This window comes from Schinkia acidoalkalinis, from assembly GCF_054301215.1.
Map to the genome: position 1 here is coordinate 2,475,589 of NZ_CP182573.1, position 17,465 is coordinate 2,493,053.

Here is a 17,465-nt window from a genome sequence, read left to right on the forward strand (position 1 = left end):
CGGGGTGGGGAAATTTGAAGGTACTAGTTTTAACACCAGATACCGATATTGATAGAAGAATCATTTTACAGGCAAATTCACTCGTAAAAAAAGGCTATGATATCACAATTATTGGTGTTCCATATTCGGGTGATAATTTTTTATCGGGTAGCATAAATGAAAAAATAAAGATTAAGAGAGTAGATATGAATGACATCGAATATCATTCATATCTAGTTAAATTTTATAAACAGACCCATAAGAAAGTCATGGGGTTTGCGCATCGTCGCAATGACTTTATTAATCATTATGCGAATAAAAACCTAACGTATGTTGATGAAAATTCTTCCTTTAAAAACGCTAAAAAAGCGAAAAATAAAATTGTCTCATTTGTTACAAAATCAATCAATGCGATTAGTACGATCCTAATCCGGGCGATTCAATTTTCTGCGAATGTTTTTTATAATCTTGCATTAAAATTTATGCGCCTGTTTAACCTGAATTTCTTTCCGTTGTTTGATAAAGCCTTTTATAATGCAGCTGTTAATGAAGAAGCAGATATTGTGATTGCCAATGACCTTCCTTCCTTTAAAGCAGGGTATATGATAGCAAAGGAAAGAGGGATTCCATTAATTTATGATGCTCATGAAAACTATACAGAGCAATGTACTCTCCCGCGGAGATATGCGAAGCTACTAGAGAAAACAGAGGCTGAAGTTTTGCCAAATGTTGATTTTTGGATTGTGCCAAATGATTTGTTAGGGAAAGCTGTCATTGATAAATATAAAGAAAAATATCATATTTCCGTAAAGGAACCTCTAGTTATTCAAAATGCAGTGAAAAAGTGGAATCAATATCCAGAATATCAAAATTGTAATATATTACGAGAGAAAATTGGCCTCGGAAACGATAAGAAGATTTTACTTTTTCAAGGTGGCTTTTTAGCGAAACGAAATTTAGAAAACTTAGTTAAATCAATGAAATACGTAACGGATCCAAATGTCGTCTTGGTTATGTTAGGCTTTGGGAGTTATGTAGAAACATTAAAGAAAATCGCAATTGCCAACCATGTAGAGGGGAAAGTATACTTCTTGGACCCTGTTTCTCAAGATGAGCTTTTGAAATATACTTGTTCTGCGGATGTAGGCATCATTCCATATCCAGCCATTGATAAAAATACGTATAACTGCTCTCCTAATAAGTTGTATGAATTTATTCAATCACGTTTACCGATTCTCGCCAATGACTTACCGTTTTTGCGAAAGCTAATTGTAGGAGAAGGAATTGGCGTCGTCCAAGACTTTTCAAGTGCCAAACTTATCGCCAATGCGGTAGATGAATTTTTCAGCAACCCAGAACAATATCAACGCTTAAAAGAACGTGTAAATGAAGTCGCAGAAGAAATCAACTGGGAAAACGAAGAGAAGAAGCTTTTAGAATATTATACGAACCTGCAAGGAGCAATGGAGGCTGCCGCAGCAAAAGAGCGTTAAGGAGGATATGTCAGCATGTGTGGGATTTATGGAATCATAAGATCCAATCGTGATGTGTATGAAAAAGAATTAACTTTGATGGGAGGGAAATTGGCGCATAGAGGCCCAGATGATGAGGGAAAATATTTACAAGGGCGAGTTGGGTTAGGCCACAAACGGTTAAGTATTATCGATGTAAGTAATGGCAAACAGCCAATGACGAACGAGGACGGCAGTGTATGGATTGTTTTCAATGGCTGTGTCTATAACTATTTGGAAATTCGGCAAGAACTAATCCAAAAAGGCCACCAGATGAAAACTTATAGTGACACTGAGGTTATTATTCATGCCTATGAAGAGTTTGGAAAAGACTGTGTCCATCGCTTCAATGGAATGTTTTCTTTTGTTATTTGGGATGCAAATAAACAAGAAATCTTTGCGGCAAGAGATCGCTTCGGTGTGAAACCTTTTTATTACACCATCAATGAAACTGAATTTGTCTTCGCTTCAGAAATTAAGGCGATATTAGCAAATAACCCTTCCCTACGGCAAGTGAATGAAAAGGGCATGAAAGATTATATGGTCTTTCAGTATACCCTTGGTAACAAGACGTTATTTAAAGGGGTCAATAAATTAGAGCCTGGCTACCATATGACAATCAAATTAAATGAAACGCTTGAGTACAAACTGGAGCAGTATTGGGATTTTAACTTTGATTATGATATGTACCATACCGAAGACTATTTTGTCGATAAGGTTCGCTTTTTATTAGAAGATGCAGTGAAAATTCGATTACGTAGTGATGTTCCGCTTGGCTCACACTTAAGTGGCGGATTGGATTCCAGTACAGTTGCCTGTTTTGCAGCGTCTTTATTAGATGGCGTTGAATTGCAAACTTTTACTGGGGGGTTTAAAGAGAGCAAGGATTATGATGAAACACATTATGCGAAATTAGTTTCAGCAGAAATTGGTGCGAAAAATCATGTTATATATCCAACTGCTAGTGACTTTGCGAAAAGCATTCATGAAATTATTTATTATTTAGATGAACCGGGAGCAGGACCTGGCGTCTTTCCACAGTATATGGTGTCTAAATTAGCTAGCGAAAATGTAACAGTCGTATTGGGCGGTCAAGGAGGAGATGAAATCTTTGGCGGCTATGCACGATATTTAGTTGCTTATTTGGAAGAATCCCTTAAGGGAGCAATCATGGAAACGGCAGACCGCTCGCAATTTGTTGCAACGCTAAGTTCGATTATTCCAAACTTAAATTTATTACAAAATTATCAACCAATGCTGCAGCATTTCTTTAAAGACGGTTTATTTGGTCCACAAGATGAACGATATTTCCGCTTAGTTGACCGCAGCGAAGGGATGAAAGGCATTTTCCATCAAGATTTATTTGAGCAAGCAAACAATGGCTACTCTGTATTTAATGAGTTCCAAAACATCTTTAATAAATCAAACGCCCAATCCTATCTAGATAAAATGCTCTATTTTGATGTGAAAGCATCATTGCCAGCATTGCTGCACGTTGAAGACCGGACAAGCATGGCAGCCAGCTTAGAGTCAAGACTTCCATTACTTGACTATCGACTCATTGAATTAGTTGCGCAAATCCCACCGGTTATTAAGTTCCAAGGTGGCAAGTCAAAGAATATCTTGAAGAAAGCCGTACGCAACCATGTTCCAGATGAAATTATCAATCGCAAAGACAAAATGGGATTCCCTGTTCCACTCAATGAATGGTACCGTGGCGAGCTTAACGGATTCATAAAGGAAATTCTATTGGATGACCGTGCGAAGAATAGAGGCCTATATAATATCAATGAGGTTGAAAAAATATTAAATCAACAATCAAAATTCAGCCGCGTTATGTGGGGCTTGCTATGTCTTGAGTTGTGGTTTAGGGAATTTATTGACTGAAACTAGTGGGGAGATAAATATGAGGAAGTATATGATTAGTTTTAGCAGTTTATTCATTATATTGTTTATGGCTTTTCATCCTTCGGCACAAGCGTTATTTAAGGATAAAGAACAAACGCAGTTGGCATCACTGATAAAACTCAATTTAGAAGTTCATAATAGCTTTGATTATGGACAGGGATTGCCTGGTTATCCAACTCTCGAAGAGACTATTCAATATGGCAATGGTCATTGTGGATTATATGCAACCTACTTTGCTGAAAAGGCAAGCAAAATAGGATTTCATCCAATTGTAGTTGACCTTACCTCTGCTATTAATAATGAAAACAAGCTTTTTCATTCTGTAGTAGAATTGAAAATAGGGGAAAAAGACTATACTTTTGACCCGACGTTAGGAGTTTACTATAAACATAATGTAACCGAACTGTTTATGTCCCCGCTCTTAGCTGAAAAAAAAGTAGGAAAAAGTATTAATGACAATGTAAAGGTATACGGTACACCGATGTTTTGGGGGAACATCACAAATGTTAAAGTCTACCACGATTTAGATTACTACCAGTCAGATTATTTGCAAACACAAAAGTTTGAAGTATCCACCAAAAGCTCATTTTTTAATAGCCCGAATGATTTAGGAGCAAGCTTTGATGGAAAAGCTTATGATAATTACACTGCATCTAAAGAGGGAGAATTACCTGTTGTTTTCACTATTAAATTTAAGAGCCCCGTTGATGTGAATCGCATCTATTTTGCTTGGTATGATTTAGAGAACTATCCGACAGATTTTACAGTTTATGATGAGAATGGAAATCCATTAATTAAAAAAACAAATTACAAAAATAACATAGGGCACTTTAACGAATGGTTACCTGAAAGTAGTAAAACGGATTCATTAACTTTTTCGTTTACAAAATTTGAAGGCCAACAAAGGTTATTATTAAGAAAATTATCTGTTTATTGATATTGAATAAGTGAATAGGGAGATAGCGCTAACTAATGAAAAAATACTTACTAATCACTTTGCTTTGCATCCTAGCGATAAGTGGATGCAGTACTCAAGAGCGAAACGTAAAACATGAAAAGGGCATGGAGGATTTTGTCTTGGGAAATGAATTAAATCCCGGTCATATACATGTGAAGGATTATTATAATAATGTAAAGGTAAATACAAAAGGTGAACCAGTATTCGTAGTGGGAATAACGCCTTTTGGTGATGGCTTTATTTTGTGCGATTATGAAAACATCTACTTATTAGATGGAAATAATCTAATAAGACTAAGCCCTCCTAAAAATATAAATGTTTGGAACCCGACAGGAGTATTTTATAGCGAGATAACAAGTTCTTTATTTGTAGCAAATTATAATGGCCATAATGTTGTAGAACTGGACGTTAATTTAAAGAAAAAACAATTAGATATACGGAAAGTTTTAAAGGCTCCCGAGATGGTTTCGCCAGAAAATGTGGCGGTCAGCGAAGATGGAAGCCATATTGCAATCGCGGATTATGATGGCAATAAGGTGTTCTTATTTAATTCCAACGGAGAAATAGAATGGAGTACTGACGTTAAACAGGCCCATGGGATTGCAATCGATGAAAGTAATGTATATGCTACATCCTTAACCGACCGTAAATTAGTAAAAATAGATTTAAAAGGCACGATAACGAAAGAAGTTGGCGGGATTGGTTGGAACGAAAATGAATATCTATGGCCAACAGCAATAAGTTCAACAAAAAATTATTTGTTAATAACGGATGCGCATACAGGCAAATTAACTTTTCTTACAAAAGATCTAGAATATGTCGGTGCAATTGGCGGGAATGGCCCGGGGATAGACGCTTTCAATTACCCTTATACGGCAATCTTTAAGAGTGGAAATATCCTCCTGACTGATTCGTTTAAAGCAAGAATTTTAGAGATTGATGCAAATGCAAATATAGTAAAACAATACAATCTAGGTCCATTTGAGTTAAAAGTAAAAAATGCACCATTATTAAAAGGGGATCAGCATAATCCGTATACCTTTCATAACAATGTGTTTACCCAAATACCAGTAGAATTCATGAATCCATATTATAATCATAGTTTAAAGCTTGCTTCGGGCTTTAATTCCATTGATGTTGTGACCAACAACGGAGAATTGGTTTCCCAGATGGAAATCGATTACCCTGAATCACCATCATATATTGGGAAAAATTATTGGTATGTTACTTGGTTGAAAAATATTACATTCAATAACAATAGATATTATGTGGTAGGCTCTCCACAACATCGAACGTTTATAATTTATGATGTTACCAATAATATTTTCTCTATTAAAACTCTTACAAATGGTCTTTATGATCTATGGGTCTTTAATGATCAAGTTTATTTAGGATCTGATAAAGGGTTTCAACTTGAAAGCGTGATAGAAGATCAAATACCATTGTTTAACAAGTTTAACAAAGAAGTTAAAAGCGGCATTTCAAGATTAGATGCATATAACCATGTATTCTATCCTGAGATGAGTAAGGACCAATTTATGATTTGGCTAAAGAAAATGATTCCAACTACAGTAGGAGAACAATGGTTAGAAAAGGTTGGCAATGACGTTGATGCAAATGCTGCTGCTAGACAGTACTTTTTTGATATTAAAGATGAACCTTATAAATATCTACTAGAAACGTTATTAATCAAATCCTTTGGTAATTTTCAGGAAGATTTGATTGATTTAACAGAAAGTGCAACGGTAACGAAAGAGAAAGAACCATATGAGAATTATGGAATAAAGGGTAGCCTCGACGATGATCCAAATACGTATACGGGTTACAAAGAAGGCATGAATCCAGGCATTTTTGAGTTGGAATGGGCTCATGAGGTCAAAGTAACTGATATTTTGATTGAATGGCTATCGGAAAATGATAAGGGTTTAAACTACAAAATTGTCGGGATTGATAAGGATGGCCAAGAACAAGAATTATTCAGTGAGAAAAACAATCAAAATGTAATAGAACATATTAGAATGGGACAGTCCAAAACGATTAAAAAACTCAGATTTGAATTTAATAGTGGTACGGGCCAAAATCGATTATTGATGAGAGATTTTAAAGTATTTGGATCAAATCATGATTAAGTTCAACTCATACATTGTTAGGAGAATAATTTGTGTGTGGTTTTGTAGGAATTTGTAATCTAAATCAAGAGAAGGTTAATAGCGAAATACTGATGAAAATGCGAGACATCATCTCACACCGCGGTCCAGACGATGCCGGCCTTTTCCTCGATGAAAACGTCGGCTTAGCCTTCCGTCGTCTCAGTATTATCGACCTAGAATCCGGTCATCAGCCAATGTCAACGGTTGATGGCCGTTATACCATTGTCTTTAATGGCGAAATTTATAACTATGTCGAACTGCGGGAAGACCTAGTAAGAAAAGGCATAACCTTTCAAACGCATTCCGATACGGAGGTTATTCTGCAGCTGTTCGCGGAAAAAGGACCTGGGTGTCTCGAGTTGTTGAATGGGATGTTCGCATTTGCGATTTGGGATAAAGAAAAGCGGGAGCTGTTTTTTGCCAGGGACCGCTTAGGCGTTAAGCCGTTTTATTATTATCATGATGGGGACCGCTTTGTGTTTGGTTCGGAAATCAAGGCGATTATTGCTGATGCAACGATTAAACGGGAGCCGAATTTTGCAGCCATCTATGATTATCTTTCGTTTATGTATATTCCAGACAATAAAACATTTTTCAAAGGCATCACCAAGCTTTTGCCGGGCTATTACGGGACGATTTCTGAAACAGCCGGGCTGCAAATCGAGAAATATTGGGATGTCGTCTTTGAAGAAATGAACAAGACCGAAGAGGAATATATCAGCGGCTTACGGGAATTGATTGAAGATGCCGTGAAGATTCATTTGCGAAGCGATGTACCGGTAGGCTGCCATCTGAGTGGCGGCTTGGATTCTAGTACGGTGACGGTATTATCGGCGCGAAATCTTGAACAAAAAATCAAAACCTTTTCCGGAAAATTCGCGGAAAATGAATTTTACGATGAAACGAAATATGCAAAACTAGTTGCCAAGCAAGCGGGCACCGAGTACTTGGAAACAGTGCCAACACAAGATTGGTTTGAAAGTGTGCTCCCAAAAATTATTTGGCATATGGATGAGCCCTGTGTTGGTCCAGGTATTGTCCCACAGTTTGCGGTCTGCCAACTCGCTGCCGATAATGTCAAGGTAGCATTAGGCGGCCAAGGCGGGGATGAAATTTTTGGCGGCTATCCACGCTATTTTCTGACGTATGAAGCCTATATGAAAAATAACAAAGGCGACAACACCATCCAACATACACAGAAAACAAAAATGTCTAGGCTCCTTAACAAGTTCGTGTTTGTAAAAGGATATGTGAAGCAGCATGGCCTCAAAACTACGGTGAAAAAAGTCTTCCGTACCATTCAAAGGGACAACCAGCTTGAGTCCAACTCTTTCCCTGCCATTTGGAAGAATTATAGCACCTCCTTTAAGTTTGCGGACATGTCACTATTGACAGAGCATTTTAAGGCGTTCGTCAAAGATTATGACGCCGATAAGGTATTCACACAATATATTGACGATTGCCCATCTACTGATATTTTTAATAAAATGCTCTACCATGATATGAAAGCCTATTTGCCAGGCTTATTACAAGTAGAAGACCGGATGAGCATGGCGGTTTCACTTGAATCACGAGTGCCCTTACTAGATTTCCGGATTGTCGAGTATGCGGCTAGTATACCAAGTGCAATTAAAGTGAAGGGCTTGGAAGCAAAGTATATTTTTAAAAAGGCGATTCAAGGAATCATTCCTGATGAGGTTTTAAATAGAAAAGATAAAAAGGGCTTTCCAACGCCAATTAATATCTGGTTTAAGAACAATCCGCAATTTGTAAAGGATATCTTGCTGGATAAGGCAGCGCGGGAGCGGAATTTATTTCATTCCAAAACCGTTGAGAAAATGATTCATTCTACCGAAGATTACAGCTGGCAGCTATGGACGTTAATGAATATTGAGCTCTGGTTTAAAATCTATATCGATCAAGATCCGAAGTTTGTGAATGCCGATGGCTTGATCAAAGCAAAGGTTGAGAAATAACCATGAATAAAAAAGTATGTATGCTTGTGATGAATGAGGTTAGCTCTGACCCTCGTGTAACGAAAGAGGCCAATGTCGTTGGTCAAAAGTGTTCCTTAACAGTGGTTGGTGAACGGAACTCCCTAATGAAAGCAACGCTCGAGAATGCAGGCTATTATCAAATTTATCGAGTGAACAGTATCAAGAAAGAGAACGGTGGGGCTTCGATAATAAGTAAAATTATGAGGAAAGTAGCTGCTACTGTAAAAATTGGCCTTTCCGCCTATAAACAAAAAGCTGATATTTATCATGCCCATGATTTTGAAATGCTCCCGTCTGCTTTTGTAGCTGCAAAACTAAGGAAAGCAAAGCTAGTCTATGATTCCCACGAACTTTGGATTGAGCAGCGTCCTGACTTTCCGCCATTATTTAAAAAAATAGTGATGATTGTTGAAGGCTGGCTTGTCAAAAGAACAGATGAAATCATTACGGTGAATGAATCGATTGCAAACGAGCTAAAAACTCGTTATCAACTTTCTAAAAAGCCGACTATTCTTCATAATTTCACAACGAAGCAAACTAGCACAGCGAAAGTGTCTGAAAATGCAGCGTCAGAACCAATCATCGTTCTTTATCATGGCGGCTATATGAAGGACCGTGGGTTAGAGGAGTTAATTAAGTCTTTTGAATACGTTACCGAAAATGCAGTTCTCCATCTGAGAGGTTTTGGACCAATCGAAGAGGAGCTTCGGAATCTGGCAAAAGATTTGATAAAAGATGGGAAAGTCGTCTTTTGTCCTCCTGTTTCGATGAAAGAACTCGTGACAGAAGCAAGAAATGCCGATATCGGTGTCATTCCGTATAAACCAACGTGCTTAAATAATCTTTATAGCTTTCCGAATAAGCTTTCTGAATATTTAATGGCCGGCCTTGCCGTATGTGCCAGTGATATTCCAGAAATCGCCAGTTTAAATCAACAAGTGCATTTCGGAGCGTTATTTGATCCGTTTAGTCCGGAAAGTATCGCCAAAGCCATTAATGAACTTGCTGCAGACAAAATACAGCTGCAAAAATGTCGGGAAAATGCCCTTACGTGGAGTGTAACGGAAGGAAATTGGGAAGAGGAAAGTAAAAAATTGGATGACCTATATCATCGATTGTTAGGTGTAAATCATGAAGAAAAGCATTTGGATCATCAATCAATATAGCATCACACCTGAATATCCAGCCAGTACAAGGCATTACGAATTGGCCAAATATTTAGCGAAAGCGTTTCGGGTAAGACTGTTTGGCTGCAATTTTGTTCACCATAATAAAAAGTACCGCTTCAACCCTTTGACCATTAGTAAGGAAGAAAATATGGAAGGCTTTATCTTTCAATGGATAGGTGCCAACTCCTATAGGGGGAATGGCGCACTACGCAGCGTTAATATGTTGCTATTTTCTTTCCTACTGCTAGTTGTTGGTCTGTGTAAAAGGGACAGGCCAGATGTCATTATCGGCTCGTCACCGCCGTTGTTTACCGCCTTTTCATCCTTATTAATCGCGAAGCTTAGGAGAACGCATTTCGTTTTGGAAATTCGCGATTTATGGCCGGATTCTTTAGTGCAAATTAATGGTGTCCCCGAAGAAAAGCGAATCGTCAAGATTATGCGCTGGATGGAACGGACGCTTTATCGGAATGCTGATTGCATCATTGCCTTAACCAGTGGAATTCATGATAGATTGCTAGAAAAAGGAATTTCTAAAGAGAAGGTTTTCTTTCTGCCAAATGGTATTGACATGGAAAGTATCCACATCGATATAAATATACGCGGCTCAAGGCGTGACGAATTAAGGGAACAACTCTGTTATCAGGAGGATGATTTTCTGTTTGTCTACGCTGGTTCCCATGGCCCGGCCAATGACTTATATCAAATCATCGACGCCGCTGAACAATTAAAAGAGGAAGGGCATCTTAAATTTTTGTTGATTGGCTATGGACCGGAAAGAGAAAAATTAGTCCAACAGGTGAAAGAGCGCGGGCTGACCGATAAAGTAACGCTCTTGCCGTCTGTTCCAAAGGATCAAATAAACGATTATTTAACAATGGCCGATGCCTTTATCATCTGTTTGAAGAATATTCCGCTTTTTAAAGACGCACTCCCTAATAAATTATTTGATTATATGCTTCATGATAAGCCGATTATTTCAACCGTCAGAGGGGAAATTGAGCGCGTATTAGAATCCTATCAAATCGGGATGTTCGGCTCTTTACATGAACAAGGGAAACATCATTTGGTAAATGTCATAAAAGATATTGCTAGTAATACTGTTCACTGTAAATCCGGCCAAGGGGTTCGAATAATCGAAGAGCATTTCAGTAGAAAAAAACAAGCAGAGCAGCTTGCAAAATGGCTAAACCAAGTTGCGGCGAAATAAACTGGTAATAATACCTATAAAATAACATATTGTAATTCCTCTAGTTATGCTAAACTTACATTATGAAAATAGCGAAACTAGGGGTTTTTTTATGCAAATTGTAGAAAGGCGTCGAAAGGCGATTATTCTTGCGGTCGACTTGATTTTAGTATGTTTGGCTTATATATTGGCCTTTTATATTCGTTATGATGAGATTCCACAAAGAAACTGGGATTCTTTTATTTCGTTAATGCCATGGATTCTGTTAATTACTTTATTCTTTCTAGCAGTCTATGATTTATATAATGTAAGCAGAAAAGGTAAATGGGACATTGTTCGCAATGTGTTAGTTGCTTCAACCTTTATGATGTTTCTAACGATGTCATTTTCATTTTTATTTCGAGAATTTGCATTTCCAAGAACGATAGTGTTACTTGCCTTTTTGCTTGAAATTGCCCTATTATCAGCGTGGAAAATTCTATTTAAAAAAATTACCGAACAAAAATTTGAAGGGTCTGTTCTCATTATTAGTGATGATATTTATGAGAAAGATAAGATGATTGAACAAATCAGAGACAATCTTGGTCAGGCTGTTGTGATTAAAGAGATAGGTGCTAACAATTCATCTAGTAAGATTAACAGCTTTATCGAAATGGTCGATTATGTTTTTGTCGGGGCTAGTGTAACAGGTGAGAGCCGTTCCGAGTCTCTATACTACTCAATCAAAAATGGGAAAATTGTCTTTGTCATACCAGACCTTTACGATCTAATGTTATCAAAATCATCGATTACGTCTGTTGGAGATACAATGGTCATGGCTGTTAAGCCGTTTGGGCTATTATGGGATCAACTTTTTTCAAAAAGAATTTATGATATCATCTTTTCCTCTATAGTGTTAATAGTGCTTTCGCCACTATTTCTAATCATCGCGCTTATCATCAAAGTAGAAGATCCAAAAGCGCCAATCTTATATAAACAAAAAAGATTAGGAAAAGATAATAAGGAATTTACGATTTATAAATTCCGCTCAATGGTGAATGGTGCCGAAAAGCTTACAGGACCTACGTTGGCTGTTGAAAACGACCCACGGGTGACAAAGGTTGGCAGCTTTATACGGAGAACGAGAATAGATGAACTTCCGCAGTTTTGGAATGTATTAAAAGGTGATATGGCGGTTGTTGGTCCAAGGCCTGAAAGGGAGTTCTTTAGCAATCAATATATGCAGGACCATCATTATTATGGGTACCGCACAACTGTGAAGCCAGGAATTACGGGTTATGCCCAAGTAATGGGGAAATATACAACCGATGTCGAGGATAAACTCCGATTTGATTTGTATTATATCCGGAATTATTCTTTTTGGTTGGATATTGTCATTCAATTAAGAACGATTATTGTCCTATTTGACAAGACGAAAGCGGAAGGCAAGAAGCAAGCCGAACATTCGAAAAAAGCCGGCAAGAATGTACCAATGAATTTATAATCACGTATTGGAAAGATCTATCCTTAAGGTAGGTCTTTTCGCCTTGAAGCAGTTTATAAACCGCTACTTTATGTTACAATGAAGTCAAAAACTAAATAGTAGCAGCAGTATCGAATATTCGATGAAAGGGTAATGTAGAAAATGAAAGTAATCACAATCATCGGCGCCCGCCCACAATTTATTAAGGCGGCGCCCTTTTCTGAGGTGTTCAGAAAAGAAAATGAAGAAATATTAGTACATACAGGGCAACATTATGATGCCAATATGTCCGATATCTTTTTTGAAGAATTGGGCATACCGAAACCAGATTATCATTTAGGTGTTGGCTCCGGCGGGCATGGTATGCAAACCGGCCGGATGCTTGAGAAAATCGAAGAAATTATTGTAAAAGAAAGTCCAGATGGATTGCTTGTCTATGGTGATACCAATTCCACCCTAGCTGGAGCGCTAGCAGCCAGCAAGTTACATATTCCGGTTTTCCATGTCGAAGCGGGACTACGGAGTTACAATAAACGGATGCCTGAGGAACAAAATAGAGTACTTACCGACCATCTTTCTGATTTGCTCTTATGTCCAACTGATACAGCTATACATAATTTAGAAAACGAAGGCATCACAGCTGGTGTCATCCAGACTGGTGATATCATGTATGATGTCGTGCTGCGAAATGTTGAAATTTCTAAGGGTCGCTACGCAAACAGTGCTTGGTTGGAAGAGTTAAGAAAAGAAAATAGTAATCTTCCTGTTTTGAAAGAAAAGGAATATTACCTTGCAACCATACACCGCGCTGAAAATACCGATGACCCTAACAAGCTGCGTACTATTTTTGGGGCCTTTGAGAAAATGGACAAGCCAGTGCTATTACCATTACACCCAAGAACGCGGAAGTTAATTGAGGATTACGATATTAAAATCAGTAACACAATCATTATAAAACCTGTTGGCTATTTGTTGATGCTTTATTTAACTGCAAATGCTTATATGGTTGTAACCGATTCCGGTGGGCTGCAAAAGGAAGCCTATTTCTTAAAAACGCCTTGCACTACACTTAGAGACCAAACGGAATGGGTGGAAACGCTTGAAAATGGCTGGAATATGTTGTGTCCGATTGAAATGGATACTATTTTAAAACTAGTGACAAGACAATTAACATGCTTAGATCATCCACAGCCACCGCTATTCGGTGATGGTCATGCAGCGGAGAAAATCAATCAGGCTATTTTGAATTTTTACAAGTAGATAAGAGGGGAGTCATGACGTTGAAATACGCTTTAATAGGATGTGGAAGAATTTCACCAAATCATATCGCGGCTGCCATTAAAAATGAACTGGAAATTGTGGCGTTATGCGATGTCGTATCAGAGAATATTGAGGACAAAATCTCCAAATTTAACTTACCAGAAGATACGCACCGATATACAGATTATAAAGAGATGCTTGAAAAGGAACAGCCGGAGTTAGTAGCCATTTGTACGGAAAGTGGCAAACACGGTCAAATTGCTTTAGATTGTATCGAAGCAGGTGCGAATCTAATCATTGAGAAACCAATTGCTCTTTCACTTGAAGAAGCGGATGAAATTATTCAAAAAGCAAAAGAGAAAAAGGTGAAGGTAAGTGCCTGCCACCAAAACCGTTTTAATAAATCAATTCAAAAAATTAGAGAATCCGTGGAACAAGAACGCTTTGGAAGACTACTCCATGGTGCGGCTCATATTCGCTGGAACAGGGGCGAGGATTATTATAAACAAGCACCATGGCGGGGCACATGGGAGCAAGATGGGGGAGCACTGATGAACCAGTGTATCCATAATATTGACCTTTTACGCTGGATGATGGGCGATGATATCGTTGAAGTTGTCGGTATGACAGATAACTTGAAGCATGACTTTATTGAAGCAGAGGACTTAGGGCTAGCCCTCATTAAGTTTGCGAATGGAAGCTATGGTATTGTCGAAGGGACGACGAATATTTTCCCAAGTAATCTTGAAGAGACTTTGTACATATTTGGTGAGAAAGGAACAGTGAAAGCTGGTGGCAAGTCGGTCAATATCATTGAAGAATGGCAGTTTGCCGACAAGTTGGATGATCCGGATGAAGTGAAAGAAACTTATCATGAAAATCCACCAAACGTCTATGGTTTTGGACACAATCCACTCTATGCTGATGTGATTGACGCTATTCAAAATGATCGGGACCCTTATGTAACAGCAGAAGATGGTAGGAGAGCGTTGGAACTTGTCCTTGCTATCTATAAATCTGCAGCAGAAGGTAAAAGTGTGAAGCTTCCATTGGAAAAAGTAAGCACGTTAGATTTTAAAGGCAGGTTTGAGTGATGAGTTACTTTGTTCATGAAAGCAGTTATATTGATGAAGATGTGACTATAGGGGATGGAACGAAAGTATGGCATTTCTGCCATGTCCAAAAAGGAGCACAAATCGGAGAAAAGTGCTCATTAGGACAAAATGTTAACGTGTCCAATAACGTAAAGATTGGCAACGGTGTTAAGATTCAAAACAATGTCGCAGTTTATGAAGGTGTTGAATTAGAGGATTATGTTTTTTGCGGGCCTTCAATGGTTTTTACCAATGATTTAACACCTAGAAGCAAATATCCGAAAGGGCCAGCTGGCTATAAGCGGACGCTCGTTAAATATGGAGCATCGATAGGGGCCAATGCAACGATTGTTTGCGGTCATACGATTGGTCGCTGGGCGATGATTGCCTCGGGTGCGGTTGTAACGAAGGACGTTCCAGACTATGCGCTAATGGCAGGTGTTCCTGCGAAACAAATCGGCTGGGTCTGTGAATGCGGGGCAGTGTTGAAAAATCATGATTTGAAATGCGATGAATGTGGCAGAGAATATACAACTAACGACAGTGAATTGAAAGAGAAGTAAATCATAATTTGATGGAGATTGATAAATGATGGAATTTAGAGATTTGAAAGCTCAATATCAGCAGTATAAAGAGGAAATTGATGCGGCGATTCAAAATGTGATTACGAGTGCGAACTTCATTGGTGGGAAAGAAGTAGCAGAGCTGGAAAAGCAATTGGCTGACTATGTTGGTGTCAAGCACTGCATTACTTGTGCCAATGGAACAGAATCGATGACGTTGGTAATGATGGCTTGGGATATAAAAGCTGGGGATGCAGTATTTGTCCCAGACTTTACTTTCTTTTCAACAGGTGAAGTTGTCTCCTTTAGAGGTGCAACACCTGTCTTTGTAGACGTCGATCGAGCTACTTTTAATATCGATCCGGTTAAATTGGAACAAGCGATTGTTAAAACTATCGAAGAAGGAAAGTTAACCCCGAAGGTGATTATTCCTGTTGATTTATTCGGACTTCCTGCAAACCATGTGGAAATAGCGAAAATTGCCGAAAAATATAATTTGCTAGTATTAGAAGATGGAGCCCAAGGCTTTGGCGGCAACATCAATGGAAAAAGAGCCTGCAGTTTCGGCAATGCTGCAACGACGTCTTTTTTTCCAGCAAAACCATTGGGATGTTATGGAGACGGCGGTGCCATTTTCACAAATGACGATGACCTAGCAAAATTATTAAAATCATTAAAGATTCATGGGAAAGGCGAAGATAAATACGACAATGTGAGAGTTGGTGTAAACTCACGACTCGATACAATCCAGGCTGCTGTGTTAAAAATAAAGCTGAAGGCATTTATTGACCATGAGTTGGAAGATGTCAATCGTGCCTATCAATTATACAATGAGAGGCTGGCTGGCATCGTAGAATCTCCTGTAATCCCTGACGGCTATTACTCAAGCTTTGCCCAATATACAATCAAGCTGAAAAATAAAGCAGAGCGGGACGAATTACAAGTAAAACTAAAAGAGCAGGGCATTCCAAGCATGATTTATTATGTAAAACCAATGCATAAGCAGGGGGCATTTGCCGATTTGCAGTATACTTGCGAAGACTTTGCAGTAACGAATGAGCTCTGTGATATTGTCCTTTCGTTACCTATGCATCCGTATTTACAAGCTGAGGAAATCGAAAACATCTGTAATGTAATAAAAACAACACTAGCGTAGTGGAACAAAGGGCTGGTCGTTTTCGGGACATGGGGACAGGTTCACTGTCCCCACTTTTTTTCCTAATTAACAGTTTACTCCTAGTAAAATCAAGATTACCAACCGGGACACTATACCTGTCCCTCTGTGCCTGTAATTTCATCACATAAATTCAGTTGTTCAAATTTGTAAAACTCTCCACCCTCACAGCTTTTAATTTGGCCCTCTTTGGTGATTATGAGATAGACACTTAGGTAGACCGGTCCATCTGTATAAAAGTTCAATTTAATTGTTTTATTGGTGATTTTCGCCAGATCCAGGTACTTTTCCGTTTTTCTTTTGATATCCTCCTGTATGGCCTTTTCATCCTCTATACTATAGGATGATGGGGCTAAACTTCGGTATTTTTCGCCGGCATTATATTCGACTTCGATCATTCCTTCATTCGTTTCGTAATCTACCATACTACCAGTTTTATTTACATTTAAAATAAAGTAGTCCTTGCTTTCACCTTTATCCAATGCTATCAACTCTTTTGGGAGCGCACTGTAAACTTCCTCTTGTCTATTTTTTGTGTCGTAATCATAAACGTTTTGGCTTCCAATTAAACTATGAAGGGATAAAAATGCTAGAAAAGCTCCAATAAGTACAACTAAAGGTTTTTTATTCGGAAAAGCAGATCCTGTATCTAAAATGTTTTTAAACCCTATAAACCATAATGTAATGAGAGATACTAGACTACCAAAAAACGATAAAAGGAACAGTGACATATGAGTGTCAGCTGCCCCGACTGCTCGTAATACAACAAACCGTAATGCAGAAAAATAAATAAACGCAACCATGAGAAATAAAGTAACCATATGAAATAATAAAGATTTATATTTCGAATTATCCATTTATCTACCCCGTTTGTAATTATTTACCACAAACATAAGTATATTAGCCAATGATTAATAATGGAACAAGGGGGCAACCCTCTGTTCCAAAGAACATTAAATGGTGATAAAATACCAAATAAAGGGATTTGTGAGACATGGGGACAGGTCCCTTGTCCCACATTCACAATAAAACTGAGGTTACCAGCTGGGAC

At 38.3% G+C, this 17,465-nt stretch carries 13 protein-coding genes; 12 read left to right on the top strand and 1 reads right to left on the bottom strand.

All coding sequences use genetic code 11. The annotated features are described in order from the left end of the window. Positions 1–14 precede the first annotated feature (14 nt). The 12 genes from ACNQFZ_RS12720 (at position 15) to ACNQFZ_RS12775 (ending at position 16,396) form a co-directional block, all read left to right on the top strand. Positions 15–1,472, top strand: a complete 1,458-nt coding sequence (locus tag ACNQFZ_RS12720) for a glycosyltransferase (RefSeq protein ID WP_458411719.1) — start codon at positions 15–17, stop codon at positions 1,470–1,472. A gap of 15 nt (positions 1,473–1,487) precedes the next feature. Then, on the top strand, positions 1,488–3,377 hold the full coding sequence (asnB, locus tag ACNQFZ_RS12725) for an asparagine synthase (glutamine-hydrolyzing) (RefSeq protein WP_458411720.1): 1,890 nt from the start codon (positions 1,488–1,490) through the stop codon (positions 3,375–3,377). A 19-nt stretch (positions 3,378–3,396) separates the two neighbouring features. Then, entirely contained in the window at positions 3,397–4,335 is a 939-nt protein-coding gene (locus tag ACNQFZ_RS12730; RefSeq protein ID WP_458411721.1) for a hypothetical protein, read from the top strand. 35 nt (positions 4,336–4,370) lie between these two features. Beyond that, positions 4,371–6,485 carry a hypothetical protein gene (locus tag ACNQFZ_RS12735; protein ID WP_458411722.1) on the top strand — a complete coding sequence of 705 codons (2,115 nt, stop codon included), beginning with the start codon at positions 4,371–4,373 and terminating at the stop codon, positions 6,483–6,485. 32 nt (positions 6,486–6,517) lie between these two features. Next, positions 6,518–8,482, top strand: a complete 1,965-nt coding sequence (asnB, locus tag ACNQFZ_RS12740; RefSeq protein ID WP_458411723.1) for an asparagine synthase (glutamine-hydrolyzing) — start codon at positions 6,518–6,520, stop codon at positions 8,480–8,482. 2 nt (positions 8,483–8,484) lie between these two features. Then, positions 8,485–9,669 carry a glycosyltransferase family 4 protein gene (locus ACNQFZ_RS12745; protein ID WP_458411724.1) on the top strand — a complete coding sequence of 395 codons (1,185 nt, stop codon included), beginning with the start codon at positions 8,485–8,487 and terminating at the stop codon, positions 9,667–9,669. Further along, a complete protein-coding gene (locus tag ACNQFZ_RS12750) occupies positions 9,635–10,882 on the top strand; it encodes a glycosyltransferase family 4 protein (RefSeq protein ID WP_458411725.1) in 1,248 nt (415 codons plus the stop codon). The genes ACNQFZ_RS12745 and ACNQFZ_RS12750 overlap by 35 nt, the downstream gene beginning before the upstream one ends. Positions 10,883–10,973: 91 nt before the next feature. Next, a complete protein-coding gene (locus ACNQFZ_RS12755) occupies positions 10,974–12,344 on the top strand; it encodes a sugar transferase (protein WP_458411726.1) in 1,371 nt (456 codons plus the stop codon). Positions 12,345–12,485: 141 nt separating this feature from the next. Further along, on the top strand, positions 12,486–13,583 hold the full coding sequence (gene wecB / locus ACNQFZ_RS12760) for a non-hydrolyzing UDP-N-acetylglucosamine 2-epimerase (RefSeq protein ID WP_458411727.1): 1,098 nt from the start codon (positions 12,486–12,488) through the stop codon (positions 13,581–13,583). Positions 13,584–13,597: 14 nt separating this feature from the next. Next, a complete protein-coding gene (locus ACNQFZ_RS12765; RefSeq protein WP_458411728.1) occupies positions 13,598–14,677 on the top strand; it encodes a Gfo/Idh/MocA family protein in 1,080 nt (359 codons plus the stop codon). Then, entirely contained in the window at positions 14,677–15,240 is a 564-nt protein-coding gene (locus ACNQFZ_RS12770) for an acyltransferase (protein ID WP_458411729.1), read from the top strand. The genes ACNQFZ_RS12765 and ACNQFZ_RS12770 overlap by 1 nt, the downstream gene beginning before the upstream one ends. 25 nt (positions 15,241–15,265) lie before the next feature. Further along, positions 15,266–16,396: a DegT/DnrJ/EryC1/StrS family aminotransferase gene (locus tag ACNQFZ_RS12775; protein ID WP_458411730.1), complete on the top strand. Its 1,131-nt coding sequence runs from the start codon at positions 15,266–15,268 to the stop codon at positions 16,394–16,396. Positions 16,397–16,506: 110 nt separating this feature from the next. Here ACNQFZ_RS12775 and ACNQFZ_RS12780 read toward each other — a convergent pair whose 3' ends face one another. Further along, positions 16,507–17,271, bottom strand: coding sequence for a hypothetical protein (locus tag ACNQFZ_RS12780; protein ID WP_458411731.1), 765 nt, complete (start codon positions 17,269–17,271; stop codon positions 16,507–16,509). Between the last annotated feature and the right edge of the window lie 194 nt (positions 17,272–17,465).